This window comes from Massilia consociata (genome assembly GCF_042432755.1).
GTDB lineage: Bacteria > Pseudomonadota > Gammaproteobacteria > Burkholderiales > Burkholderiaceae_D > Telluria > Telluria consociata.
In genome coordinates, this window is the sequence record NZ_JBHLWP010000013.1 from 437,533 (window position 1) to 462,006 (window position 24,474).

At 63.5% G+C, this 24,474-nt stretch carries 20 protein-coding genes and 2 tRNA genes; 8 read left to right on the forward strand and 14 right to left on the reverse strand.

The window, feature by feature from the left end; genetic code table 11:
- The first annotated feature begins 4 nt into the window (after nucleotides 1–4).
- A tRNA-Lys gene (locus tag ACFFJK_RS15300) sits at nucleotides 5–80 on the forward strand.
- A 64-nt stretch (nucleotides 81–144) separates the two neighbouring features.
- Here the strand turns inward: ACFFJK_RS15300 and ACFFJK_RS15305 are convergent.
- From ACFFJK_RS15305 to ACFFJK_RS15320, 4 genes are read right to left on the reverse strand one after another with little or no spacing between them, the layout of a single operon-like run.
- Nucleotides 145–2,283 carry a Tle1 family T6SS lipase effector gene (locus tag ACFFJK_RS15305; protein WP_379680258.1) on the reverse strand — a complete coding sequence of 713 codons (2,139 nt, stop codon included), beginning with the start codon at nucleotides 2,281–2,283 and terminating at the stop codon, nucleotides 145–147.
- Nucleotides 2,280–3,101 (reverse strand): DUF3304 domain-containing protein, encoded by an 822-nt coding sequence (locus ACFFJK_RS15310; RefSeq protein ID WP_379680259.1) that lies wholly within the window; start codon nucleotides 3,099–3,101, stop codon nucleotides 2,280–2,282. Before ACFFJK_RS15310 ends, ACFFJK_RS15305 begins: the two co-directional genes overlap by 4 nt.
- Nucleotides 3,102–3,150: 49 nt before the next feature.
- Nucleotides 3,151–3,924: a DUF4123 domain-containing protein gene (locus ACFFJK_RS15315; RefSeq protein ID WP_379680260.1), complete on the reverse strand. Its 774-nt coding sequence runs from the start codon at nucleotides 3,922–3,924 to the stop codon at nucleotides 3,151–3,153.
- A 1-nt stretch (nucleotide 3,925) separates the two neighbouring features.
- Nucleotides 3,926–6,781, reverse strand: a complete 2,856-nt coding sequence (locus ACFFJK_RS15320) for a type VI secretion system Vgr family protein (protein ID WP_379680262.1) — start codon at nucleotides 6,779–6,781, stop codon at nucleotides 3,926–3,928.
- A gap of 190 nt (nucleotides 6,782–6,971) precedes the next feature.
- Here ACFFJK_RS15320 and ACFFJK_RS15325 point away from each other — a divergent pair, with 190 nt between their 5' ends.
- From ACFFJK_RS15325 to ACFFJK_RS15340, 4 genes are all read left to right on the forward strand, one after another.
- Nucleotides 6,972–7,487: a hypothetical protein gene (locus ACFFJK_RS15325; RefSeq protein WP_379680263.1), complete on the forward strand. Its 516-nt coding sequence runs from the start codon at nucleotides 6,972–6,974 to the stop codon at nucleotides 7,485–7,487.
- 91 nt (nucleotides 7,488–7,578) lie between these two features.
- Nucleotides 7,579–7,654 (forward strand) — tRNA-Lys (locus tag ACFFJK_RS15330).
- An 88-nt stretch (nucleotides 7,655–7,742) separates the two neighbouring features.
- Complete coding sequence (locus ACFFJK_RS15335; protein WP_379680264.1) at nucleotides 7,743–8,336, forward strand: IMPACT family protein; 594 nt, start codon at nucleotides 7,743–7,745, stop codon at nucleotides 8,334–8,336.
- A gap of 131 nt (nucleotides 8,337–8,467) precedes the next feature.
- Nucleotides 8,468–9,631: an MFS transporter gene (locus tag ACFFJK_RS15340; protein ID WP_379680265.1), complete on the forward strand. Its 1,164-nt coding sequence runs from the start codon at nucleotides 8,468–8,470 to the stop codon at nucleotides 9,629–9,631.
- 96 nt (nucleotides 9,632–9,727) lie between these two features.
- Here ACFFJK_RS15340 and ACFFJK_RS15345 read toward each other — a convergent pair whose 3' ends face one another.
- The 8 genes from ACFFJK_RS15345 to ACFFJK_RS15380 all read right to left on the reverse strand — a co-directional run bounded on the left by ACFFJK_RS15345 (nucleotide 9,728) and on the right by ACFFJK_RS15380 (nucleotide 20,218).
- Entirely contained in the window at nucleotides 9,728–10,543 is an 816-nt protein-coding gene (locus ACFFJK_RS15345) for an HDOD domain-containing protein (RefSeq protein ID WP_379680266.1), read from the reverse strand.
- A gap of 124 nt (nucleotides 10,544–10,667) precedes the next feature.
- Complete coding sequence (locus ACFFJK_RS15350; RefSeq protein ID WP_379680267.1) at nucleotides 10,668–11,735, reverse strand: BON domain-containing protein; 1,068 nt, start codon at nucleotides 11,733–11,735, stop codon at nucleotides 10,668–10,670.
- 194 nt (nucleotides 11,736–11,929) lie between these two features.
- A complete protein-coding gene (locus ACFFJK_RS15355) occupies nucleotides 11,930–12,616 on the reverse strand; it encodes a hypothetical protein (RefSeq protein WP_379680268.1) in 687 nt (228 codons plus the stop codon).
- A 129-nt stretch (nucleotides 12,617–12,745) separates the two neighbouring features.
- Nucleotides 12,746–13,945, reverse strand: coding sequence for an MCP four helix bundle domain-containing protein (locus ACFFJK_RS15360; RefSeq protein ID WP_379680270.1), 1,200 nt, complete (start codon nucleotides 13,943–13,945; stop codon nucleotides 12,746–12,748).
- 199 nt (nucleotides 13,946–14,144) lie between these two features.
- Complete coding sequence (locus tag ACFFJK_RS15365; protein WP_379680271.1) at nucleotides 14,145–15,866, reverse strand: DUF8614 domain-containing protein; 1,722 nt, start codon at nucleotides 15,864–15,866, stop codon at nucleotides 14,145–14,147.
- Between the two features lie 90 nt (nucleotides 15,867–15,956).
- Nucleotides 15,957–17,399, reverse strand: a complete 1,443-nt coding sequence (locus ACFFJK_RS15370; protein ID WP_379680273.1) for an efflux transporter outer membrane subunit — start codon at nucleotides 17,397–17,399, stop codon at nucleotides 15,957–15,959.
- A gap of 47 nt (nucleotides 17,400–17,446) precedes the next feature.
- A complete protein-coding gene (locus ACFFJK_RS15375; protein WP_379680274.1) occupies nucleotides 17,447–19,075 on the reverse strand; it encodes a DHA2 family efflux MFS transporter permease subunit in 1,629 nt (542 codons plus the stop codon).
- Nucleotides 19,076–19,084: 9 nt separating this feature from the next.
- Nucleotides 19,085–20,218 (reverse strand): HlyD family secretion protein, encoded by a 1,134-nt coding sequence (locus tag ACFFJK_RS15380; protein ID WP_379680275.1) that lies wholly within the window; start codon nucleotides 20,216–20,218, stop codon nucleotides 19,085–19,087.
- A gap of 117 nt (nucleotides 20,219–20,335) precedes the next feature.
- On the opposite strand from ACFFJK_RS15380, the gene ACFFJK_RS15385 reads away from it, so the two are divergent.
- A complete protein-coding gene (locus ACFFJK_RS15385) occupies nucleotides 20,336–20,983 on the forward strand; it encodes a TetR/AcrR family transcriptional regulator (protein ID WP_379680277.1) in 648 nt (215 codons plus the stop codon).
- A 132-nt stretch (nucleotides 20,984–21,115) separates the two neighbouring features.
- Nucleotides 21,116–21,301: a hypothetical protein gene (locus tag ACFFJK_RS15390; RefSeq protein ID WP_379680279.1), complete on the forward strand. Its 186-nt coding sequence runs from the start codon at nucleotides 21,116–21,118 to the stop codon at nucleotides 21,299–21,301.
- Nucleotides 21,302–21,395: 94 nt separating this feature from the next.
- Here ACFFJK_RS15390 and ACFFJK_RS15395 read toward each other — a convergent pair whose 3' ends face one another.
- On the reverse strand, nucleotides 21,396–21,785 hold the full coding sequence (locus tag ACFFJK_RS15395; protein ID WP_379680281.1) for a hypothetical protein: 390 nt from the start codon (nucleotides 21,783–21,785) through the stop codon (nucleotides 21,396–21,398).
- Between the two features lie 48 nt (nucleotides 21,786–21,833).
- Nucleotides 21,834–22,646: an AraC family transcriptional regulator gene (locus ACFFJK_RS15400; RefSeq protein WP_379680283.1), complete on the reverse strand. Its 813-nt coding sequence runs from the start codon at nucleotides 22,644–22,646 to the stop codon at nucleotides 21,834–21,836.
- A 144-nt stretch (nucleotides 22,647–22,790) separates the two neighbouring features.
- Here ACFFJK_RS15400 and ACFFJK_RS15405 point away from each other — a divergent pair, with 144 nt between their 5' ends.
- Nucleotides 22,791–24,452 carry a methyl-accepting chemotaxis protein gene (locus tag ACFFJK_RS15405; RefSeq protein WP_379680284.1) on the forward strand — a complete coding sequence of 554 codons (1,662 nt, stop codon included), beginning with the start codon at nucleotides 22,791–22,793 and terminating at the stop codon, nucleotides 24,450–24,452.
- Nucleotides 24,453–24,474: the final 22 nt, after the last annotated feature.

Genomic DNA, 24,474 nt, shown 5'->3' on the forward strand with positions numbered 1-24,474 from the left:
TTTCGGGTCGTTAGCTCAGCTGGTAGAGCAGCGGACTTTTAATCCGTTGGTCGCAGGTTCGAATCCCGCACGGCCTACCACGAATTTGTTGTAGCAAGAAAGGCGTTACGAGTGATCGTGACGCCTTTTTTGTATTGCTCACGACTACACTAACGCACCATCCGAACTGGAGTCAAAGTCTGCAATTTGCTCGATCAAAGTCGAGTGCTTTGATGCAGATGATAATAAGACGTTATCCGCGCCGCCATATACCTTTCTATATCGAAGATACCCCGCGTAAACGGGTGCTTTCCAAGGCTCTCTTCCGCTGTTCACCATCCGAGGAATTTTCTTGGTCGTCGAATACTCATCGACTGCTCGGCGTTGCACAGTATTCAAGCCATCCGAAACTGCAATGTTGATGCCCATATCTACGCCAAGTCCGCCTCCCCCCATTGCTGAATGCGCAGAGTTGATATCACTTGCAATTTTCTTTCTTCGCAACCATTCCCGCAATTCCTCATGTTGCTTGCTCTCGCTATCTGGTCCGAGCAACTTGAAAGAGGCACGTGAGTCATGGACATAATCATCGAAAAACCGGACAGCCTCGGGACTTAGTGAGCTCGGCTTACCCCACCACCGCGCAATTTCCTCCCACTCCGCTTCAACCTCATTCCCAAACCCCATTTTCTGGGCTTGCGGAACAAATTTTTTTCCTTTCTCACCAAGCCAGCCCGCAAATCGCTTCAATTCCTCTTCAAACTCAACCGCAGCACTATGAAGATCATTTTGATGAAAATTGGAAGCCCGCGAAAAACTCCCGATCCGCTGCAACGACTCCTTTCCCGCTATCCGCCTTAACAATCTCCATTCAATATATTTGCGAGCATGCTCCCGCATGAGGCGATGAAGCGGCCCTTGCTTTTCAATACAATTGGAAAGGTATGCATTGAAATGCTGAATTACCCGAGGATCCACTGCAAATCTTTTTCGTGCGATCTCATTGGCCAGCTCAAGCTTGAACGGCACACCGCTCAATCTAGCGCTTTTATACATCAATAGCAGCGGGATTCTAGACATCATGTCCGAACCGAGTAAATCAGATCCTTTTCCTTGCTCTCTCGGACAGTACCCCCCTCCAACATCAGAGTGTGCACCGGGCAAAACCAGCTCTTCGCATTGTCCAGCCACACTGCCACCCACCGAAATAGAATCGACTGGAAAGCTACGCCGAATTTCGTGTGCAGCCACGAGATGCAAACACTTCAATCCACATGGGATTCGAAGGCTATCTTCCGCGTCTGCCCAGGCGCCGTGACCATCCAAATACGTTCCAACCGGAGCATTGCCTAAGGTATTACCGCCCCCGACCGACGCAACCGTATCGAATATTCCGAGAAAGTCAAACTGTACGTTGAACCCACCGAGCGACATATCGGCGCCGCGTCCCGCCAACTGCGCATCAAGCTTGCAAAGTGATTGTAGCCAATTGGTAAATGCTCGAGCTTGCGTCGCTCCTCGGGAAAAACCAAATATCGAAATATAAATGTTCTTGATGATCGCAGGATCAATTTTCTTTGGCTTTCCAGTCTTCTTATCCGGCCAATGATTAGACGATACCGCATGCAATCTCTTCAGCAACACCTCGAACTGAACTCGGGCTGCACCATCACTGGTAATCTCACCTATATGTCGGTCATTCCGCCTGAGTGCTGGATTCGGGCCAACCATCAGGCTCCTGGCTTTTTTATCAAGCGTGATCTTCGGGAATATTTTCTTTAACTCATCGGGACCCACCAGCGCTTCTTTCAATATGAATCTGTGTACATTATTGATTGCCTGCACCAAAGCCCAGATAATACGCCGCTCGCCAAGCCATCCCATCGCCGCGCCAAGTGTAAGATCGTTCCCCGCACCAGTATCGTTGACGTGTCCAAAGGGGGACGCCACGCCAGGAATATATACCTTGAAGAAGTGCGAATATTTCTCAATCTCATGTTGCCAGTCGGAAGACTCCGGCAGAACATACCGAACGCCATTCCCAGGATAGCAATCGTACAAGTGCGCTATATTTGAAAACCCGTTTGTCCGCTCATCTTCCCGATAATTATTTTTAGTTCCGTCGAAAAAGAACCCGAAGAAAAGATTCGACTCACAAGATTTATCTGGGTTTTTGGCCGTAAAAAATTCTCGGACTTCCCAAATCCTGCGAATCGTATTCATTCCATCTTTCCCGAAGAACTTATCGCTATTTTGGGCCTCAACGAACTCCGCCGGAATCATTGGACATAACTTGGCTGTCATGGCTTAGACTCCATCACTATTTTTAGACGTCGCTTACTTTCCAGCAGCCCTTCTTCGTACTCTTTTAGTAGTGCGACCCGATATCGCGGATCGTCAGGACCAGAGAAGCCTTCGATTTCAGCTGGAAAATTTTCTTTAGAGTTCTCCCATGCTTCGCTTGCACGTTTTTCTGGCGAAGCTTCTAGGTCAGCCAATAGCCTCATGTAGAGATCTACCCCATCCGCCTCGTGTTTACGAAAAATTTCCCAACGCTCTCGTCGGTACTCTAACGATGCAACCGGCCATCCCTTGATTTTCCCTGGCCACTTCGGATGGTCTGGCTGCAGATTGCTGGACACAACGCTTATTTTCCCATCCGGCTCACGGATGACCCAGATCTCCCCGGGTTTTCCGTTCGTGTACTGAGGAACCTTTACGCGATAGCTTCCTGCAACTTCAGAAAGCTCGTCTTGCGGATGCTTTCTCACCCAATGTTTTGTCTCAACATCGAGATATATATTTGGCGCCCATACTACCGGCAACACCACGCAACAGGTTGTGCCGCCTCCAGCAAACGGGTCAATGAGTTCACCTGCTCCCCGGGAGCTTGGTATTTCAGGATTGGTTACGCCGTACCTAAATATTTCCTTTGTGTAGTTAACGCCATGCACACTAACGCCGATAGTTTGAGCTTCGCAACCAGGCAACAAGAACAACCAAGCACTGCAAACCAGGAAGGTACATGTTCGCTTTATAGACTGAATAGCCGGACACCATCTCATAATGACCTTCTCCCGGGTTAATTTGATTTTTGCATGACTACTTACATCAACGTTCAAATTCCGCATCCAATGAAAGAACTAGATGGGACCGTAAATTCCGGTAAAATTATTTAGCAAAAAGAACCTCGCCACCCCTGTCTTGAGCGTACACGATGGCGAGTATTTCTTCAGCGCTATCAATGTCATCTAATCCAAGTTTCTCAACCTCCGCAATCGCGGCGCCCACCGCGGCAAATTGCGCTGATGGAGACATGCTGAGTTTCTGGCCACGGTATGCTAATAGCGCCAACAGTTCATCAACTCTGCCATCGGCAACGAGCGAAGCAAATTGTGCTGCATCAAGACCCCGGGTGCTTTTGGCCAACCCCATTCTTGAATCCACGGCGAGTGCCTGCCAAGCGCCGTCTCTACCAACATAATCCCATCGTTGAGTCCGCCCCATAAAGTTCGATCTCTGGCCCGGAGTAAGAATCCGTCCGATTGCTGGCAGGCGACGCGTATCGGCAAATCGAAAATTAAAACGCTCCCTGTCGATATCGACAACGCACCACGCTGATAATCGTTCGGCCACCTGGTCAAGCGTTTCAGGTGTTTCAATCACGCTGAGCATTGGCCAACCGCTGCACTTCTCCAGCAGACGCCGAAGCTTGCTATTTTGCGGATCAAAATTTATTAGAAATGGCGAGACATCACGCGTGTCATCGTTGCAGGACGGAAGTGCTTCGAAGAATATTCTTTTCTCCTGTTCGCCAATGCTTCTGTGCAAACCGCAGACGAACGCGCCGTCAACCAAAAGATATAGATAGTGTTCGGCAAGCAGGCCAGTAGCCCGTTGATAAAGCTTATCCAGACACTGAGAGTCAAATTTATCAATTAGCATCTTATTCAACCTTGGTGAACGCCGGTCCGACCTGAAGGGATTTTCTCAAGCATTCAACGCAAATACTGCGCGGCAATCCGGGCATGGGATAATTCATCCGAGCAGGCCCAACAAAGCTTTTCTTGCCAGCGTGTACCTTGATCGACCCAGGGCAGGCCAACAGAATATTTCCTCCGTCGATTGCAATACTTGCTCCACCTGATGTCGATAGCGTGATCTTCTTTGCAGCGGCAAAGTCGGCGTGAGCGCTGGCACTGACAATGCTCAGTTCATCTCTTGCATATACTTTCAGCTCATCTGCCTGGGACTGGATATCGATCGCATCTTTGGCAGCAACCAGGTCCAAGCCAAGGCCGACCTCGACCGGCTTGATTGCTCCGCTCAATATGCCAACCGCCTGCCTGGATTGGAGCCGCATCTGGCCAGCTGCGACAAGCTGAGTATCTTGTCCGCTCATCAAAATCGCTGCTTCACCATTTGCCAGTTGCACGCTTTGTCCAGCGCTCGCGCCAAATGCCGCCTGCGCAGCAATTGCGACAACAGGGTCGGTCGGCGCAGGCAGCTTTCCATCATCGGCTTTCGTGCTTTTCACGCCGGCATCCGCAAGGGCGGCCCGAGCATCCTTTGCGTCGAGCATTCCTGCCAGGGCAGTCTGCACCGCCTTGAGCGGCGCGGCTGCGGTGTCCAGCACGCTCGCGTTCGCTTTGCTTGCACCGAGATGCGCAGCCAATGCCACGGTCTGATGCGTTCCAGCCGCCGAGCTGAACAACTCTGCCATTGCGACCGCCTGCTTCATCAATCCCACGCCGGCCGCGTTATCACCGGCCGGATCGCGTTTCGTATTGCTGTGATTGATCCTGTAGCTCGTCACCAGCAACCCCGCCCCGGCCCGCACCGCCCCATACGCATCCGTACGCAACTCCGCCCCCCGCCCGCGCAAGCTCCCCCGATAGTTGTCGGCCGCATGAATCAAATGCCCAAGATTCAGTTCACTGCCCGCATACGTCGTCTTGAGCTGCACCCGCCCCTGCCCATCCACATCGTCGAACAACAGCTGCGAATACCCGAAACCGCCGAACTCCTTGCTGCGAATCCCCCACTGCGCCGCCGGATTGCGGTGCCCGGCACTGTCTGCCGAGGCACCGTGCCAGACCGGGCTGTTCCCGCCGCTGAGATTGCCCTGCCCCGATGTCATGTGATCGTTGGCGCGCTCGAAACAGGACAGCTCCGCGGCGCTGTCGCGCCTTCCGCCCGGCGTGGCGGGAATGCCCCCTTGGCCCCGGCCGTTGTAGAGTGCCCCGACGACGATCGGGCGGTCGATATCGTTCTCCAGGAACTGCACCAGTACCTCCTGCCCGATCCGCGGCAGGAATTGCTGCCCCATGCCGCTGCCAGCCGAGCGCTGGGCCACCCGCACCCAGCAGGTCGCATCGCCGCTGTCCTGCCAGTGGAACCGGATGCGAATCCGCCCGAGCCGGTCGCAGTACACCTCGTCCGCACCGTTCGGCTGGTCGCTGCCGTCGGCGCCGACGACGATGGCGCTCTGCGCACCGAACGCGACCGGTTTCGCGCGGCCCCGTCCATCTTCCCGTGCCGGCGCAGGCCGCCAGACCATGTCGGTAGCGACCGCATCGAAGCAGTTCGCATAGCCGGTCTCGCGCGCCTGGGCGATCACCGGCGCGAGGTCGTCGGCCATGTCTTTCTGAACGATCTCTTCCAGCAATTCCGGTATCGGCCCGAACAGCTCCGCCAGCGCGTGCTGCGTCGGCGGCGGCATATTGTTGACGCCGATGCTCAGCACGCGCAGCACCGTGAACGATGCATCGTCACCCAACCGCCGCAGCGGTGCGCCGACGACGCGCACCCGCGTGCCCGCGCGCAGGGTCCGCACCGTCGAGCGGCCATGCCACAGCTGCCCGCGCGCTTCCTGTCCCTGCATCCGCAGGTCGGCATAGTGCTGGGCCTGCCTCCAGTCCGCATAGGCGTACTGCCCCGGCACGTCGAAGGATTCCAGTTCCGGCAGCTTCGTCCCGTTGCGGAAGTGCGATGGCGAAGCAGCCCCGATGACCCGCTTCGCCTTGTAGTCGCTACTCAAGACGGTCGTCAGCGATGCGTGCATGCGCCGCTGGGCGTACAAGGCCTGGATGCTGTCGGATTCTTCCATCGAGCGCGCCCCGTGGAAGCGGATCCCCGCGTGCGCCGCGCTGCTGGCGTCTTCCGGTACGGCGCTGCGCTGGCTGCTGTCCGCGAACAGCACCAGCCCGGGACCGTCTTCGGTCTGCTCGCAGCGCCAGCACAGCCCTTCCTCGGCCAGGAGCCGCTGCACGAGGTCGAGGTCGGATTCACGGTACTGGCAGCAGTAGCTGCGCGCGGACACCTTCGACAGGAAGGGTCCGGTGTCGTCGCTCCAGCGCCACCGGGCCGCAGGCCGGTAGGCGTCGAACACCGCGTCGACGATCTCGATGACGCTCTTGTCCTGCCACACGCGCGCATTGCGCACCTGGCCCAGGCGCCACAGCCAGGGAGCGATCCGTACCCGGTAGCGCGCCAGCCCGCCGTCGCTGCCGAGCATGGCCGCCGCGCTGATCTCGCCGGCAAAGGCGGTCCGCGTGCCGTCCGCCAGGCTGATCTCGAGTGTCGCGGGCTGTCCCAGCAGAGCGTCCAGGTCGATATGGGCGTCGGTTGCCAGGGCGATGACGTCGCGGCTGCCGATTTCCTGGACGGCGTCCTGCGCCGCAAACGCTTCCACCATGAGACCGGGGCCATCGCCGTCGCCAATCCTGAGCGCGTAGAGCCTGCTGGCGCTGCCGAATTCCGCCAGCGCGGCCATCACCTGTTCCGTCAGCGCCATGCTCATACCGACACAACTCCTTCCGTCGAGACGATGAAGCGTCGCCGTGGCGACAGCCGAAGTCCCCACGATAGTGGCAGTCTTAAAGGAAATTTTTGCGGAGCATCATCCCCTGGCGAAATGCCGCTTCCTGGCGGGCGCGGTCCCGCCGCAGGCAGGATTAGACTGAAACACGCGCATCTCCACGAGGCAGGCCGTGAAACTCATCCAGAACATCTTTACGGTCGGTTACCTGCTGATCGTCGCACTCTTCTTCGTCTGCGGCGCCGGCCTGATCGTGCTTGCCGCAATCGAAACCTGGAGCGCGCTCAGCCCCGGTGGCAAACTGGATATCCGCGGGCGTTTCCAGCTGATCCTCGAATGCGTGGGCCTGCTGACGATCGCCGTCGCCGCGCTCGAACTCGGCCAGACCGTGCTCGAGGAAGAAGTGCAGCCCTCGGTCAACATCAGCTCCCCTACCCGCGTGAGGCGCTTCCTTTCCCGCTTCCTGATCGTGGTGGTGGTGTCGCTGTCGATCGAATGCCTGATCGGCGTGTTCCAGTTCATGCACAGCAAACCCGAATTCCTGCTGCATTCCGCGGCAATCGGGCTTGCCGCCGCGGCGATCCTGGCGACGTGGGGCCTGTTCGTGCGCATGAACGTCGATGCCGAAAAGCTGGAGCCGTATTCCATGCACAAGGTCCAGGCCGAGGACAAGGAGATCGAAAAATGAGCGCGGGCGGCAGGAATTGCACGGATGTCGCCAGAAATGAAACGAAACACTTGGACATTCGCGCAAACGCCGCTATAATCTTGGCTTCTTCGGGTCGTTAGCTCAGCTGGTAGAGCAGCGGACTTTTAATCCGTTGGTCGCAGGTTCGAATCCCGCACGGCCTACCAAAGATTCAGCAAGGAAGGCGTCATGAGTAATCGTGACGCCTTTTTTGTTTTCTTTTTCCGTCTTACCGCATTACCGATACCCGGCGCCATGCCACAGACCATCGCCGCCCCCGTCCATTTCGAACTCGTCATCAAGAAGAGCCGCTTCCTCGCCTGCGTCCAGCCGATGCCCGACCGGGCCGGCGCCCAGCAGGTCGTCGCCAGGCTGCGCGCCGACCATCCCGGCGCCGCGCACGTGTGCTGGGCGCTGCTGGCCGGCGGCCAGTCGGCGGCGGTCGATGACGGCGAGCCGAGCGGCACGGCCGGCCGGCCGATGCTCGACGTGCTGCGCCACCAGGACCTCGAAGGCGTGCTGGCCACCGTGGTGCGTTACTTCGGCGGCGTCAAGCTCGGCGCGGGCGGGCTGGTGCGGGCCTATACCGACAGCGTGGCGCAGGCCCTGCTGCAGGCGCAGAAGGTGCCGATCGTCAAGCTCCAGCAGCTGCGCTGCACGGCGCCGTACGCGCTCGAAGGTTTGGTGCGGCGCGAACTCGATGCTGCCGGCGCCTGCCTCGACGCGGTAGCGCACGGCGATGAGGTGCTGTTCGACTTCAGCCTTCCTGCACAGGATGCGGATGCGCTGCGCGCCCGCCTCGACAATGCCGGCCACGGCCGCATCGGCTGGCCCCGCCCCGAACGGTAAGGATGTATTTTCGCGGGCTATACCTGTCATCACGACACGAAAGCGGACGCCGCAGCCACCGGCGCGTATAGTGGCCGCCCCAGTACGGCTGCGCCATGCACGACAGCCGGCGCCACATTACCGCACCCATCTTGAAAAAAAGTCTCCTTCCCCTCGCCCTCGGCGGATTCGGCATCGGCATGACCGAGTTCGTGATGATGGGCATCCTGCCCGACATCGCCACCGGCCTCGCCATCACTATCCCGCAAGCCGGCTACCTCATCACGGCCTATGCACTGGGCGTCGTGGTCGGCGCGCCGACCCTGGTGAGCCTGTTCGCGCACCGTCCGCCGCGCAGCGTGCTGGTCTGGTTCATGCTGATGTTCACGGTGTTCAATGCGACGTCGGCATTCGCACCGAACTTCGAGGTGATGATGCTGTCGCGCTTCATGGCAGGCCTGCCGCACGGGGCCTTCTTCGGTGTCGGCGCGGTCGTTGCCAGCCGCCTGGCCGATGAAGGCAAGGTCGCGGCCGCCATGGCGACGATGTTCACCGGGCTGACCCTTGCGAACGTGGTCGGGGTGCCGGCCGGGACCTGGCTCGGCCACAACATGAGCTGGCGCCTGGTGTTCCTGGTGGTCGCAGCCATCGGGCTGGCCACCATGCTGTGCCTGAGGCAGCTGGTGCCGCACATCGAAGCCAGGGCACGCACCGGCCTGATGCAGGACCTGCGCATCTTCCGCAGCCGCGCGCTGTGGCTGGCGCTGGCGATCACCTCGATCGGCACCGGCGGCTTCTTCGCCTTCTTCAGCTACATCGCACCGCTGCTGATCGAGGTCACGCGCATGAAACCGTCCTCCATCCCGACGGTGATGACGGTGGTCGGCATCGGCATGACGGTCGGCGTGCAGCTCGGCGGCAGACTGGCCGACCGGACCGCGCCGCTGCCGGCCATCCTGATCCTGCTGGGCACGATGACGACCCTGTTGCTGTGCAACGGCTTGTTCGCGACCTCGCAGCCGGCCATGCTGGCGCTGGCCTTCGCCACCGGCGCCAATGCGCTGGCACTCGGCCCGCCGATCCAGATGCTGCTGATCGAGCACTCGCGCGAAGCGGAAATGCTGGGTTCTTCGCTGGGCCAATCGGGCTTCAACATCGGCAACGCTACCGGCGCCTTCCTCGGCGGGATTCCGCTCACCCTCGGCTACTCGTATGCCTCGCCGCAATGGGTGGCGGCCGGGCTGGCGCTGGCCGGCGTCGCGCTGGCCCTCGTCATGCTGGCACAAGGCCGCACCCGGGCGCGCGCCGCCGCCTGAACCCGCCTGACGCAGGACTGAGCAGCGGCGAACGTCCCGGTCCGCTCGACGACGCAAGCCGGACGCGCCGGCATCATCGGTTGGGAATAAAGAGAATCAGACGAGCGCGGCGTCGCCCAGCGCCTGGGCGGTCTCGCCGGCTTCGGCAAGCAGCTTGTCGAGCACGGCCCCATCGAGCGGGCCGCCATCCTGCATGATTGGCGCGGCGGCAAGCGGCGACGCCACCGGTGCGTAGCGGTTGGCCAGCAGCAGCGTGTCGAGCAGGGTATGCGGCTCGGGGTCGAGCACGCCGTCGCGCAGCGCGCCGATCGCCGCTGCCACGTCGGCCGGGATCGCCAGCTTGCGCATGACCTCGATGCTGACCACGTCTTCGCACAGCTCGCTCCAGTTCTCGGTGTCGTCCTCGAGCAGGCCGGGGAACTCGTCGGCGCGCGACAGCAGGTAGAAGCCGCCGACTTCATGGACGATGCCGGCGAACAGCGCGGTATCCGGATCGATCTTCGTGACGTGGCGCGCCAGCGCCTGCGCGAGCCCCGCGACCTGCGCGCTATGCTCCCACAACTGCGCAGCCTTGGCGCGCAGCAGCGGGTCGCCGATGCGGTGGCCGAACTGGCGCACCAGCAGCGCCGCGACCAGTCCGCGCAGGCGGTGGTAACCGATGCGCTGCACGGCCGCGCGTACGTTGGTCACCTGCACGCCGGCGGCGCCGAAGGCGGCGGTGTTGGCCAGCGCCACGGTACGCGCTGCCAGCTGCGGCTCGGACAGCACGAGCCGGATCGCCTCTTCGACGTGGCAATCGGGATCGTCCAGGGCCAGCTGCAGGCGCAGCACCGCGTTGACGCTGGTGGGAAAGCTGATTTCTCCACGCGCCGCCTGGGCGGCAATGTATCCAAAGGCTTCGAGTTTGTTCACGCGGCCATTATACCCCCGGCCCTGCCGGCTCCCGCCAAATGCCATGGCCCAGGGCGGCAAAGAAAAAGCCCGCACAACAGTGCGGGCCGGATGCGGGGAACGCTGCGGGCAGCGGCCGCCGGAATTACTTCACCTTGATGGTGCTCTTGACGCTGGTGACGCCTTCCACGCCCTTGGCGACTTTCTCGGCGCGTTCCGCCTCGGCCTTCGAATCGACGAAGCCGCTCAGCATGACCACGCCCTTCTCGGTTTCGACCTTGATGGCCAGTGCGCTCGTATCCGGCTGGGCAGCCAGGCCGGCCTTGACCTTGGCCGTGATCGCGGTATCCGACATCGCGGTGGCGGTCCTGCTGCCGGCACGGCCGGTGGCGTTCTCGGTCTTGTCGGCGGCATTCGAGGCGGTCTGGCGGGTCTTGTCGCCGACGTTCTCGGCGGCCTGCTCGGTGCGGGCAACGGCGGCCCCAGTGACTTCCTTGGTCTTGTCGGCAACGTTGCGCGCTGCTTCCTTGGTCTTGTCGACCGCGGTCGCGGCGGCGGCGCGGGTCTTCTCGCCTGCACGTTCCAATGCGGTGTCGGCCGTGCCCTTGTTCTCGACCAGGCAAGCCGTCTTGTTACCCTTCTCGTCGCACTTCTCGACAGCGGCTGCCTTCACCGGATCCCTGGTGTCGGTGCTGGCAACCAGGCCGCCATCCTTGTCCCGGTTCGACGAGCTGCTGCCTGCGGCGGCGCCGGCGCCTGCAGCCGTGGCAGCGGTAGCGCCGCTGCCGCCGGTGCTGCCGGTCCTGCTTTCACCGCCGGCTTTCGCATCGGCCAGCGCGGCGGTGCGCACCGACTTGGCATTGTTCATGCAGTTGTCTTTTTCGTTGCCCTTCATGACGTCGCACTTCTCTTCCGCCAGCTCGTACTCGGCATCGGCCAGCTTGCGGCGTGCGGACTCGAGGTTGCCCGGGGTGTTGTCGTACTTGGTGACGGCCGCGAGCTCGGCGCGGGCGCGTGCGACATCGGCCTGCTCTTCACAGATGTCCTCGTTCTTGAGCGCGTCGCATTTCTGCTTGGCCGCCTTGTGGTCGGCCTCGATCTTTTGCATCGCGTTGCGGTAACCCGCAGCGTCGTTGGTCTGGGCAGCGGCCGGTGCGGCCGCGATGGTGGCGCCGGCTACGGAAGCCAGCAGCGTCGCGATGAGGGTATTCATGATGGTGTCCCTTGCATTCGGTTGTTGTGGTAGCGTCCATTAAACGCCCCACGCCGGGACCCATCTGTGCGACAACGTACACACTTGTCGGAAAAACAGCTTTTGCTGTTGCGATCGTGCCAGCATGGAATTGACGCATCCATGGCACCGCAGGCGTGGCGGCGGCGTCCCGCCACCGTGCCTGCCAGACGCGTTTACTCGGTCTCGACCAGGCCTTCGCGCCAGAGCGCCATGGCGCCTTCGAACGGCGTATCCGCTGCACCGAAACGGGCGCCGTCGCCGGCCAGCCGCACCCAGGCGCGCGTGTCATGGCTGCTGCGCGGCACCGCCACCTTGTCGCGCACGCCGGCAAGCCAGCGGTACACGCGCGCGTACTCGGCCGGCTTGCTATGCTGCATCCAGGCCAGCGCCGCCAGGTCGGCGAATCCTTCTTCGCGGCGCGTTTCGCGCATGGCACGCGAAGCGGCCAGCAGCGCCGGATCGGCCGCGCTTTCCTCGCCTACCTCCACGAAGCCGGCCGGGAGCACATGCCAGGCGCCTTGCGCATACCGCCAGCAGTGCGCGATCTCGTGCGCCGCCATCGTTTCGATCAGGGCGTCCTGCTCGGCTTCCGGAATACCGGCAAGCACGGTTTCCGCATCCGGGTTGTTACGCAGGGTCATGACCAGCTTGCAGCGGCCCTTGTCGAAGCCCATTGCCAGCGGCACGTCGTTGGGACGGGGCTGGGGCTGCACGGTGATGTCGAGGGGAAGCTTGAGCTGCTGGGCGTAGGCCAGCACCGGGCCTGCGGCGCTGAGCCAGCGTTTCTCCAGGGCCGTCAACTCGGCGGCGTGAAGAGCGGGGGCGAACAGGGTGGCGGCGATCAGGAGGGGTTTGAACACGGTGATACTCCGAAGGACAATAAATTCCTATCGGCAATTCTAGCCCCGGATCAAGCCCCGCTTTCAGGAGAATTTTTCGTCGTTTCGAGAACGTCAAACTTGTCAATCTTGCCTTGCCGGCAGGCCGGCTCAGGTGCCGGAGGGCAGCGGCACCGCCTTGGCCGGCTCCGAGCGCGCCAGGAACGCGCTCGCGGTACGCCCCAGCCGTTGCGCTTCCGCTTCCAGGGCGGTTGCCGCCGCGGCGGTATGCAACAGGGCCGCGTTCGTGCGCGTTGCCTCGTCCAAGGGGACCGGTTCGCCGCGCTGGCCGTCGGCGATGCCACCGGTGATGGCCGTGAGCCGTGCCACCGCGTCGGCGATCTCGTCCAGCCTGCCGGCGTCGCCGGCCTGCTGCACCGGATTGCCGAGCAGCGCGCGGATGTCCTGCGCCACCGCCGCCGAGCGCTGCGCCAGCTCCTGCACTTCCTGCGCCACCGCGACCACGCTGCCATCCTGCTCGCCGGCACGGACGGCCTCCACCGCCGCATCGAGCGCGACGATATTGGCCTGGAAGGCGATGCCGTCGATGGCACTGACGATGTCTTCAGCGTTTCTCGAAAAGGCTGGCGCCGCGGTCGGCATGGGCACCGGATCCTGCGCTGCCTCGTGCTCCGGCCTGCGCTGCAGCTCACGCGGCAGATTGTGCAGGGCAGCCCAAGCTCCCGGCGCCCCGACGGCAATCGCGGCGGCGCACAGCAGCAAAATCCAGGCGGAAAAACCGGACGCCAGTTCACGGGCGGTGGCCGTGTCCTTGTCGTGCAGCGCCTGCTGCAGGTCGATGAAGTGCGTGATGCTGGCGCGCCAGTCCGCGAGCGCCGGCGCCGCCTGCTGCGACAGCAGCGTTGCCGCTTCCCTCGCCTGCCCGGTGGCATGCAGCGCGATGACGCGGTCGGCCAACGGCCGCGCGCGACGCTCCTGCTCGCGGATCGCGGCCAGTGCTTCGGTTTCCTTCAGCGTGCCGTCCGGCAGTTCATGGACCAGCGCCTGCAGCGGCGAAACCGCGCGCGCATAGGTGTCGCCGAGGGTTTTGATCTTACCGATCGGCGTCGCCGCGGCTGCCGCATCCGGGGCCAGTACCACGTCGCGCAGCGCGATCGCGACATCGTGCACGCTGCCGCGCATGTTCGCCGCGTAGCGCTGCTTGGCGTCGGTGACGTCGCCAATGCGGTCGAGCAGCCCATCGATCTGCCCGACCCGCGCCGCCGCCAGCGTCGCCAGGACGACGATCAGGAGGAAAACGGCGGCGTAGCCGATGGCCAGCCGCGCGCCAATCGAGAGGGGCTTGTTCATGTCATGGTCACAATCCGCCTGTGAAGAGGCGCATTCAAGCGCCAGAAATTTCCCCCAGGCAATGCAGCGACTATAACATGGCCGGTGTATGGATTGACGCAGGCTTCAGTTTAAGTTAAGCAAAATTGGCATCACTGTTGCGTGGATGCCAATCGCCTTCTTCCGCTGCCAGGCTGCTCACGTGCCGCTTATGTGCCGATCACTTCGTCAGCGCGGCAGCCGTGACGAAGGCCGGGCGGATGTCGTTCGGCACGGCCTGCTTGAGGCGGTCGAGCGCCTGCTGCACTTCCGGGCGGATCACCACGTACTTTTTCATCAGCTCCCTGGCAGCCTCGTAGTCGCCGGTGGCCTCGATGGTCAGGAAATCACGATCGAGGTCGGTGACGGCCCCCTTGATCTTCTTGAAATCCACCGAGAACGTGCCGTCGCCATTGGCCACGAACGCGCCCTTGTCGAGCAGGTAGTTCACCTGGATCGCCATGCCGCGCGCGTGCGAGGAGGTCAGCCCGAAGTGCAGCGTGCGGAAGCTCGAGGCCAGGAAGGTGTTGTAGAGCTTGCGCTCGGCCGCCTCGCCCTGCCCCAGCGTGTCCTTCAGCAGGCCCTTGTCCATCATGTAGCGCAAGGCCCACAAGCCCGTGATGTCGGCCTTGGCTTCCTCGATGGTCGAGTAGGTTTCCTTCAGGTCCTGGCGCGGGGTCGATTCCTTGCCGTCCTTCCTGGTGGTGTGCGGGCCGAGGCCGTGCATGATCTCGTGCGCCAGGATGTGCGTGAAGAAGGAGTCGAAGTCGAGGTCCTTCTGGTCTTGCGGGCGCAATACCAGTTTCGAGATCGGTTTGAGGGTCGATTCGAACTTGGCTTCCTGCACGTTCTTGAGCATGACGCGCTTGGAGCCGCGCTCGCGGATCACGCGCTCGTCGTTCGGCAGGTTATAGGCGGCGGTCTGCACGCCCATGTTGCCGTCGCCGGCGCCGAACACCTGGTTGACCACGACCATCGGGGCGATTGCGCCGACCTTCGGGTTGCGGTAGCGCTTGTCGAGCGGCAGGTTGTCTTCCAGCTCCTGCAGGTGCTTGCCGAAGAAGGCCAGCTTCTGCGTTTCCTTCTGGTCGCGGATGCTCACATAGGCTTCGAACGCCGCCTTGTAGCCGAACAGCTCGTCGTTATAGGTTTCGTACGGGCCGATCGTGACGTCGACCGGCGAGTCCAGGTCCATCCAGGCGAAATCGGAGGCCAGGTAGTCGTTGCTCAGGAAGGCATCGGCCCGCAGGCTCAGGAATTTCTTGAGCGAGGCGTTGTCGGTCAGTGCTGCGGCGTCACGCAGCAGTTTTGCCAGCTTTTCCAGGTCCGGGCGGTATTCGTCCGAGTATTTTACGGTGCGGAACTTGCCGTCCGGACCGGTTCGGATGGTGGTGAAGAACCACTGCGCCTCGGCCTTCTGCGCGGCCGGCAGGCCGTTCATCCAGCTTTCCAGCGCTTCCTTGGTCGCGTTCTCGGGATAGAAGTTGGCGCCCAGCGGCTTCTTGGCCGGGATCTTGATGCCGGCGTACTCAAGAGGCATGAACGAGCGGTTGTCGTCGAGCCCCGACCACGGGCCCTTGTTCAGCCAGAACGCGTTCTGGCGCGCACGGCCGAGTTCCGAATCATCCTTCTGCAGTGCCGCCCACAGCGCCTCGTTGCCGGACCAGCGCTGGCGCAGCTGCAGGGTATCGATGATCCTGGCGGCCTCGATCAGCTTGGCCATCGCGGCGCGGTCGCCCTTGGACAGCTTCGAGGTATCGGCCTTCAGCTCGACCGGCGCGAAGCGCTTGGCCATGGCGTTCAGCTGGCTGACGGTGGCCGGGGTGGCCGGTTCGGCCGCTTGCGCCTGTACCGCGGCGCCGACGGCCGCGAACAGCACGAGAGGAGCAAGGATGTTCTTCATGGGTCTCCGTATTTTAGGAATGACAACCGGAACATTGTAATCCTCGAAAGAGCGGGTGTTGTCGGGTTTTGCGTATGCATGGCCGCAGGGTCAACGCACGGTCGCCAGCGCCGGCCCCTGCTCCCATCCACCGCCGAGCGCACGCGCCACGGCCACGGTCGCCAGCAGGCGCTGGGTACGGATCTGCGCCGCCGCCCGGTCTGCCGCCAGCGAGGTGCGCTGGGCATCGGTGACGTCGAGGTAGGTCGACACCCCGCGCTCGTAGCGCGCCTGCGCCACCTGCAGCGCGCGCGCCGCCGCCTGCTGCGACTGCGCCTGCACCTCGCCCTGCTGCTGGCGCTGCTGAACGTCGGACAGCGCGTCTTCCACTTCGCGCAGCGCCGTCAACAGGCGCGCCTGGTGGTTCGCGACGGCCTCTTCGTAGCGCGCCTTCGACAGCGCCAGGTTGGCGCGGTTGCGTCCTGCGTCGAACACCGGCAACGACAGCGCCAGCGGCCCGATCGAGAACTGGCGCGCGCCGCCGCTGGCGAGGTCGCGCAGGTGCTCGGAAGCGAAGCCGAAATTCGAGGTCAGCGTCAGCGACGGATAAAACGCGCCCTCGGCCACGCCCACCTGCGCATTGGCCGCCTTCAGCTGGGCCACGCTGGCCGCCAGGTCGGGACGCTGGCCAACCAGGCTGGCCGGCAGGCCGACCGGAACGCGCGGCGGCAGCGGCAGCTGCGCACCCGGGGTGCCGGCCAGCAGCGGCGCGCTCGGCGAGGCGCCGACCAGCGTCGCCAGCGCATGCTCGACGGCGTTGCGCTGGCGCTGCACCTCGTGCAGGTCGGCCTCGGCATTGGCGCGCTCGATGCGGGCGCGCGAGACGTCCAGCTCGTTCGACAGCCCGGCCTTGAAGCGCGCCTCGACCAACGCCGAGGCTTCCCGGCGTGCGTCCAGTGCACTGCGCAGGATCGCCAGCTCGGCGTCCATCCCGCGCAGCTGCCAGTAGTTCGAGGCCACCTGGCTCGACAGCAGCAGGATCACGCCATCGCGGTCATCCTGCGCCGCCAGCGCCTGGGCGTCAGCCGCCTCCACCACGCGGCGCACGCGGCCCCACAGGTCGAGCTCATACGACAGCGAGGCACCGACGCTGAGGTTGTTGCCCTCGATCGAACGGCCGCCCAGCGCCAGGCCCTGCGAGGTCTCGCTCGACGTGCGCGCATTCGACACGCCGGCGCTCACCGCAACGTTCGGCGCCTGGCCGGCGCGCACCACGCCCAACTGGGCCTGCGCCTGCAGCAGGCGCTGCGCCGCGGCCCGCACCCCGGGGTTGTCGCGCAGGGCGCGCCGCTCCAGTGCGTCGAGCGTGGCGTCGCCGAATACGGTCCACCATGCGGCCGGCAGGCGCGCGGCGTCCGTGGAGGCAGCCGCATGACGGTAGGCGGCGTCGCTCGCAACCTTTGGTTCCTTGAAGTCGGGACCGACCGTGGCACAACCGGAAAGCGCCGCCACGGCAGCGGCGGCAATGACACCCTTGGCAAAGTTCTTCAACATCTGTTTTCTCTTCATTCGCATTCGATGCGCGTATTCAATGCGCGTATTCAATGGGCACCCGATGCGCCGCCCGGCGACTTCACCTTGTCGGCCAGCCAGATCGCGGCGATGCAGCCCACCAGCACCAGGCCAATGATCCAGAAGGCATCGTTATAGGCCATCACGTAGGCTTCGCGCCGCACCAGGCGGTCCAGCATGGCCAGCGCCTGGCTGGCGGCCGTGGCCGGGTCCATGCCGCCCGCGATGAACCCCTGGCTCAGCTGTTCAAGGCGCTGCTGGGTCGGCAAGGCGTAGTGCGACACCGACTCGCCCAGCCGGGCCGAGTGGAAATGCTCGCGCTTGCTCAAGGCGGTTGCCAGCAGCGCAATGCCGATCGAGCCGCCGAGGTTGCGCGTCATGTTGAACAGGCTCGACGCCGAGGGCATGTCCTTCGGCGCCAGGCCCTGCATCGCGAAATTCGACAAGGTCAGCATCACGAAGGGCTGGCCGATCGCGCGGATCACCTGCGTGAGCATCAGCTGGTCGTAGCCGGTACTCGCATCCATGAACGCATTCATCAGGCAGGAGCCGCCGAACAGCAGCAGCCCGAAGGAACACAGGATGCGATTGTCCACTTTCGACGACAGCGCCGCCGCGAACGGCATCACGATCAGTTGCGGCAGCCCGACCCAGGCGATGACTTCGCCGATCTGCATCGGCGTGTAGCCGGCGATCTGGCCCAGGTACAGCGGCAGCAGGAACGACGACCCATACAATCCCATGCCTGTCACCGCCGACAGCACGGTCGCGACCAGGAAATTGCGCTGTCCGTAGAGGCGCAGGTTCACGAACGGATCCGGCCGCGTGAAACTCACCACGACCCAGCCCAGGATGCCCACCAGCGACAGCGAGGCGAAGCTCACGATGAAGGACGACTCGAACCAGTCCTTCGAATTGCCCTCTTCCAGGAAGATGGTCAGGCAGGCCAGGCCCATCGCCATCAGGCCGATGCCGAGCCAGTCGGCCTTCACCAGGCTTTTGTAGTCCGGCTTCTCCGGGTCCAGCCCCCACACCATGCCCGCGATGAGCAGTACGCCGGGAATCCAGTTGATGTAGAAGATCGACGGCCAGCCGTAGATCTCGGACAGGTAGCCGCCCAGGGTCGGGCCCATGGCTGGCGCCAGCGTGGCGGTCAGGCCGAAGATCGCCATGCCGACCGCGCGCTTGGAAGCCGGCAGGCGCGTCATCACGAGCGTCATCGCCATCGGAATCAGCGCGCCGCCCGTGAAACCCTGCAGCATGCGGAACACGATCATGCTTTCCAGGTTCCAGGCCGCCCCGCACAAGGTCGAGAAGACCAGGAACAGCGCGGTGGTGCCGATCATGTAGGTGCGGGCGCCGAGGGCGCGCGTGAACAGCGCCGTCATCGGGATCACGACGATTTCCGCGCACAGGTAGGCGGTCGAGATCCAGGAACCTTCTTCCTGCGTAGCCGACAGCGTGCCGAGAATGTCGCGCAGCGAGGAATTGGTGATCTGGATGTCGAGCACCGCCATGAAGGCGCCCAGCATGCCGGCGGCCACCGCGATCCAGGTGCGGGCGTCGATGCGCGCCTCGCCGGGGGTGCCGTTGAGCGGCGCGACCGGTGCCGCACCCGGCATGGTGCCGGGAGCAGTTGCCGTGGTCAGGCTTGTCATGGCGGGGCCTTAGTGCGCAGCAGCGGTCTGGGTACGAGGAAGCTTCTGGCCCAGCTCCACCTCGGCCACCACCGACATGCCCGGCACCAGGCGACCGGCGTATTTCTTCACATCGAGCGGGTCGAGCACGATCTTCACCGGCACGCGCTGGACGATCTTGGTGAAGTTGCCGGTGGCGTTATCGGCCGGCAGCAGCGCAAACTGGCTGCCCGAGGCCGGCGAGAAGCTGTGCACGCGGCCGCTCAGGTGCTTGCCCGGCAGCGCGTCGACTTCGAGCGAGACCTGCTGGCCCGGCTCGAGTCCCGCCAGCTGGGTTTCCTTGAAGTTGGCGGTAACCCAGACCTCGTCCTCCACCACGGCCAGCAGCTGCTGGCCCGGCTGCACGCGCGCACCGACTTCGACGCTGCGCTTGCCGACACGCCCCGACACCGGCGCGACGATCCGGTTGTAGGCCAGCTGCTGGCGCGCGTCCTTGAGCTGGGCCTGCAGCACCTTGACCTGGGCCTCGAGCACGCCGCGGCCGGCGCCGGCCGCGGCCACCTGCGCCTGGGCGGCGGCGGCGCTGTCGCGGCGCGCCGCGACGTCGGCCAGGGCGGCCGCGCGCGCGGCGTTCGACGCGTCCACTTCCGCTTTCGACACGGCCTTCATGGTCTCGTTGTACAACTGGCCGAAGCGTTCGGCATCCTGGCGCGCACGCAGCAGCTGGGCTTCGGCCTGCCTTACCTGCGCGCCGGCAGCGGCAGCCTGCGCCTTCACCTGCGCCACCTGTGCATCGGCCTGGCCGATCTGCTGCTGGACGGTGGCGATCTGCGCTTCGATCTGCTCGACGCGCACGTGGTGGTCGGCCGGGTCCAGCTCGGCGATCACGTCGCCCGCTTTCACCTGCTGGTTGTCGTCCACCAGCACGCGCGTCACCACGCCCGGCACGCGCGCCGAGACCGGGTGCACGCGGCCGGTCACGTAGGCGTTTTCGGTCTCGACGTAATGATGGCTGCGGTACCACATGCGCCCGCCCGCGCCGATGGCGGCCACCGCGATCAATGCCACCACGCCCAGCACGCGCTTGTTGGTCGGCGCCTTGGCTTGTGCCGTGGCGTGAGCTTGGGCGCCTTGCTGCGCAGCCGGGATATGCGTTTCTGCCATGGAAAACAAACTCCAAAGGAAAAATGAAATGGGTCATGCGCATTATTCGCCAGGCGCCGCCCCAAGTCAAGAAATGAAACGGTTGCGTTTCATTTTAAAGTCGTTTAGAGTTGCCCCATGAGCAAACCGACCACGTCTCCTACCCCTGCCAAGTCGGCCGGCCGCCCGAAGGCGTCGGAAGTCGAAGCACGCCTGCAGGAACTGATCGATACGGCAGCCCGCCTGTTCCTCAGGCACGGCTATGCCGGCGTGAGCCTGGAGGCCATCGCCCGCGAAGCGCGGGTGGCCGTGCGGACCATCTATGTGAAGTTCGGCGGCAAGGCCGGCCTGTTCAAGGCCGTGCTGCTGGCACGCCGCGAACGCTATTTCGCCGTCGGCGGCATGGACAAGGATGAGCGCCCCTTGCGCGAGGTGATCGGCGAGTTCGCCGGTCATTTCTACGACATGCTGTGCGAACCGGACGCGGTGGCGCTGCAGCGCGTGGTCATGGCGGAAGCCGGCAGCAACCCGGAACTGGCGGAAGCCTTTTACGAAGCTGGCCCGCGCATGACCCGCGACATGCTCGAGCGCTATTTCGCGCGCCCCGACATCCGTGCGCAGTTGCGCCCGGACGCCCCGCTCGCCCTCCTGCCCTCGCATTTGATTGCCTGTATCAATGGAGACCCGGTCATCCGCTTTCTGTTTCCGGAACGGGGGCCGGGACACCAGGAAGGACGCCAGCTTCTTGCCGAACGGCTCGAATTGTTTTACCGCAGCATCCTTTGACCAGAGAATGAACCGGGGGTCTGTGCGTCAACGCACCGACCTTGTGCGGGTATCTATGACAACCTGAACTCCTTTACAGGAGGATGTCATGAACAATAAAACGACAGCGGCTGTTTGCCGCGAGGAGGAAGCATGAGCAAGTCTTCCCGATACGAGTGGCGAGACCAGCAGGCGGCCCTGCAGGAACGGATGAAAGGATTCCTCCAGAATCCGGACAACGAACAGCTGGAAGCGGTCGTTGCCGAAATGCGCGCATACGCCGCCGCAGCGCAGTCTGGCGCGATCGATATTCCGGAACGCTTCATCGCGTTCAGTTGATCTCAGGCGAGCGCTCGGCCGAGCGCTCATTTGCAATGACCAGGATGCCGCCCGGCGCAAGCCAGGCGGCATTTTTCATGCCCTGCCGGCCGGGTCAGCCGGCAATGGCCGGTGCCGCACTGCCTTCGGTGCGGGTTTCGAAGTCGAACAGCCGCGTCAGGCAATACACCTTGCGCGGCGCGCGGTGACGTTCGTGGATCTCGCGGGTCATCACCTCGACCCGGCGCGGCTCGGTTGCCACCAGGCGCGGGTCGATTCCGTCCGGTGCACCGTCTGCCAGGCGCGCCGCCAGTTGCTGGGAAATGGTGCCGTGGAGAATGCCGGGCGAGCCGTGGATGGTGGTCTTGAGCTCGAAGCAGCGTGTTTCGGGCAGCACAAAAACCGTCCCGACGTATTCATTGCCGTGTTCGTACATAGCCGTCTCCCTGTAGCTGTAACACGCGATCGGCGACAAAGTGGCCTGCCGCCACATGTCCTTCATCATAGCGCGTCAATACACCGCAGAGGGCCTGTCACGATTGAAATCACGCCTTCAGGCCGCCCGTTTCAGCCAGTCGCGCGGCGCGGCGCCCATGTGTGCGGTGAAAGCCCGCGTGAACGTGGACGGACTCGTATAGCCTGCCTGGCTGCTGACGAGCTTGACCGGCATCCCCTGGCGCAGCAGCCGGGCGCCCAATGCGATACGCCAGCGGCTCAGGTACTCCCCGGGCGGAATGCCGATCACCTCGCGGAAATGTTCAGTGAAGGCGGCGCGCGACATGCAGGCGACCCCGGCCAGGGAATGCAAGGTCCAGGGTTCGTGCGGCCGTTCGTGGATCGCCGCCAGGGCAAGCGCGAGCTGGCGGTCCGCCAGCCCGGCCAGCAGGCCCGGCGACAGCGTGCCGGTCTCGAATTCGCGCCGGATCACCTGGGTGAGCAGAACGTCGCACAGCCGGTCGAGGATCAGTTCGCGCCCAGGCGCCGCGCTGCCCGCTTCACTGAACAACAGCTCGAGCGTGGCGCCCAGGCCTGCGATCTCGGACAGCGGCAGGTGCAGGCAATCCGGCAACACCCCTGCCAGCGGATTGCTCACGCCATGCTCGAACACGATGTTGGCGCACAGGAGCAAGGCCGTATGGCCCTCCGGCACGCGCAGCAGGTGCGCCCTGCCGCGCGGGTAGAAGACGAGTGCAGGTTGGTCGGCACGCACCACCGAACCGTCGTCGTGGACGAACTCGACCGGCCCGACGCGCACCAAGTGAAGGTGGCCGGAGCTGCCGTTCTCCCGGAACTGGTTGGCGTCGCAAAACCGGCCGTTGAAGAAGATACGGGCGTGGAAGGCGTGGCGTCCCAAAACTGATGACAATTTATCCATTTAATCAAATTCAGACAGATAGCACACTATTCTGGACGATCTGCATAGTTTCCGTGTGGAAATTCGTCATTTTTTAGCCGAGAATACAACGCTTCTGCGGCACCTCGCCGTTCTTACAACGCCAATCTCCCATTCATGAAAAACCTCCGTATCAAACATGTCATCACCCTGGTGACGAGCGGCCTCATCGCCGTGACCCTGGCGGTCGGCGGTCTTGGCTATTATTCGACCCAGCATGCCGTCAACCTGCTCGAGCATACCGCCTTGCGCAGCGCCGAGCAGCAGCTGGCGCTGGCCAGCATCGCACACCGCATGGAAACCAACCGCAGCCAGATTCTGCAGGCGCTCCAGCACAATCCTGAGAGCAAGTACGCAGTCATGCACGACCACCCGCTCGCGAACCATTTCAACAGCATCCACAGCAATACCGCCGAGCTGCAACAGGAGCGCGATGCGCTGCTGGCATCGCTGCGCTTTCCCGAAACCAGGGAAGCAATCGTACGCTGGGAAAACGAGAGCCAGAACTTCGGCATCGACATGGTCGGCAACGCGGCCCGCGCCCTCGAAGAGAACAACTGGGATGTGGCCCAGGCCATCCTGATTCGCCAGATCAACCCGACCTACCTGAAAGGACAGCGCGCCTACAAGGAGCTGCAGGACTACCTCAGCGCGCGCAATGCGCGCCAGAGCGATGAACTGCATGCCGAACTGCGCCTGCTGAACATGCTGACGATCGGCGCCATCGTCCTGGCGGTGCTGCTCGCGGCTGCCGCCACGGTGTATCTGGTGCGCGCCATCACCCGCCCGCTCGACGTGGCCGTGGACCTGGCGCGGCGCGTCGCCGACGGCGACCTCGGCGCACGCGTCACGGTCGACTCCCGCAACGAATTCGGCCAGTTGCTCGGCGCCTTGCGCGACATGACGGCCAGCCTGGCCGGCATCGTGAGTGAAGTGCGCAGCAGCAGCGACGTGATCGCCACCGCCTCGAGCCAGATCGCCATGGGCAACATGGACCTGTCTTCGCGCACCGAGCAGCAAGCCAGTTCGATCGAGGAAACCGCGGCCTCGGTCGAGGAACTCACCACCACGGTGCGCCAGAATGCCGACAATGCACGCCAGGCGAACGGCCTGGCGGCCACCGCGTCGGATGTGGCGACCCGCGGCGGCGCCGTCGTCGCGGAGGTCGTGGACACCATGGGCGCAATCAACGATTCCGCGCGCAAGATCGTCGACATCATCGCGGTCATCGACGGCATCGCCTTCCAGACCAATATCCTGGCCCTGAACGCCGCGGTCGAGGCCGCGAGGGCCGGCGAACAGGGCCGCGGTTTCGCCGTCGTCGCCTCCGAGGTGCGCAACCTCGCCCAGCGCTCGGCCGCCGCGGCCAAGGAGATCAAGACCCTGATCACCGACTCGGTCGACAAGGTCGACAGCGGCAGCCGCCTCGTCAATCAGGCAGGCGCCACCATGGAAGAGATCGTGCTGAGCGTGCGGCGCGTGGCCGACATCATGGAAGAGATCACGGCCGCGTCCAGCGAACAGAGTGCGGGCATCGAACAGATCCACCAGGCCATCAGCCAGATGGACCAGGTCACGCAGCAGAATGCTGCCCTGGTCGAGGAAGCAGCCAGCGCGGCGCAATCGCTGGAAGAAAGCGCTGCCGGCCTGGCCCAGCGCGTGAGCGTGTTCCGCTTCGGGCAGGAGGCGCAGCCCCAGCGCGCCGCGACGCATGCCACCGGCCCGCGCACCCGGTCCGCCTCGAGGACGGCCCTGCAGGTCGAATGGGCGGCATCCTGACCCGGCTGTGGCATGGGCTGGA

Coding starts and splice junctions, on each gene's coding strand:
- ACFFJK_RS15305 (WP_379680258.1), bottom strand. CDS start 2,283: ATGACAGCCAAGTTATGTCCAATGATTCCGGCGGAGTTCGTTGAGGCC.
- ACFFJK_RS15315 (WP_379680260.1), bottom strand. CDS start 3,924: ATGCTAATTGATAAATTTGACTCTCAGTGTCTGGATAAGCTTTATCAA.
- ACFFJK_RS15320 (WP_379680262.1), bottom strand. CDS start 6,781: ATGAGCATGGCGCTGACGGAACAGGTGATGGCCGCGCTGGCGGAATTC.
- ACFFJK_RS15335 (WP_379680264.1), top strand. CDS start 7,743: ATGCCACAGACCATCGCCGCCCCCGTCCATTTCGAACTCGTCATCAAG.
- ACFFJK_RS15350 (WP_379680267.1), bottom strand. CDS start 11,735: ATGAATACCCTCATCGCGACGCTGCTGGCTTCCGTAGCCGGCGCCACC.
- ACFFJK_RS15360 (WP_379680270.1), bottom strand. CDS start 13,945: ATGAACAAGCCCCTCTCGATTGGCGCGCGGCTGGCCATCGGCTACGCC.
- ACFFJK_RS15365 (WP_379680271.1), bottom strand. CDS start 15,866: ATGAAGAACATCCTTGCTCCTCTCGTGCTGTTCGCGGCCGTCGGCGCC.
- ACFFJK_RS15370 (WP_379680273.1), bottom strand. CDS start 17,399: ATGTTGAAGAACTTTGCCAAGGGTGTCATTGCCGCCGCTGCCGTGGCG.
- ACFFJK_RS15375 (WP_379680274.1), bottom strand. CDS start 19,075: ATGACAAGCCTGACCACGGCAACTGCTCCCGGCACCATGCCGGGTGCG.
- ACFFJK_RS15380 (WP_379680275.1), bottom strand. CDS start 20,218: ATGGCAGAAACGCATATCCCGGCTGCGCAGCAAGGCGCCCAAGCTCAC.
- ACFFJK_RS15385 (WP_379680277.1), top strand. CDS start 20,336: ATGAGCAAACCGACCACGTCTCCTACCCCTGCCAAGTCGGCCGGCCGC.
- ACFFJK_RS15390 (WP_379680279.1), top strand. CDS start 21,116: ATGAGCAAGTCTTCCCGATACGAGTGGCGAGACCAGCAGGCGGCCCTG.
- ACFFJK_RS15395 (WP_379680281.1), bottom strand. CDS start 21,785: ATGATGAAGGACATGTGGCGGCAGGCCACTTTGTCGCCGATCGCGTGT.
- ACFFJK_RS15405 (WP_379680284.1), top strand. CDS start 22,791: ATGAAAAACCTCCGTATCAAACATGTCATCACCCTGGTGACGAGCGGC.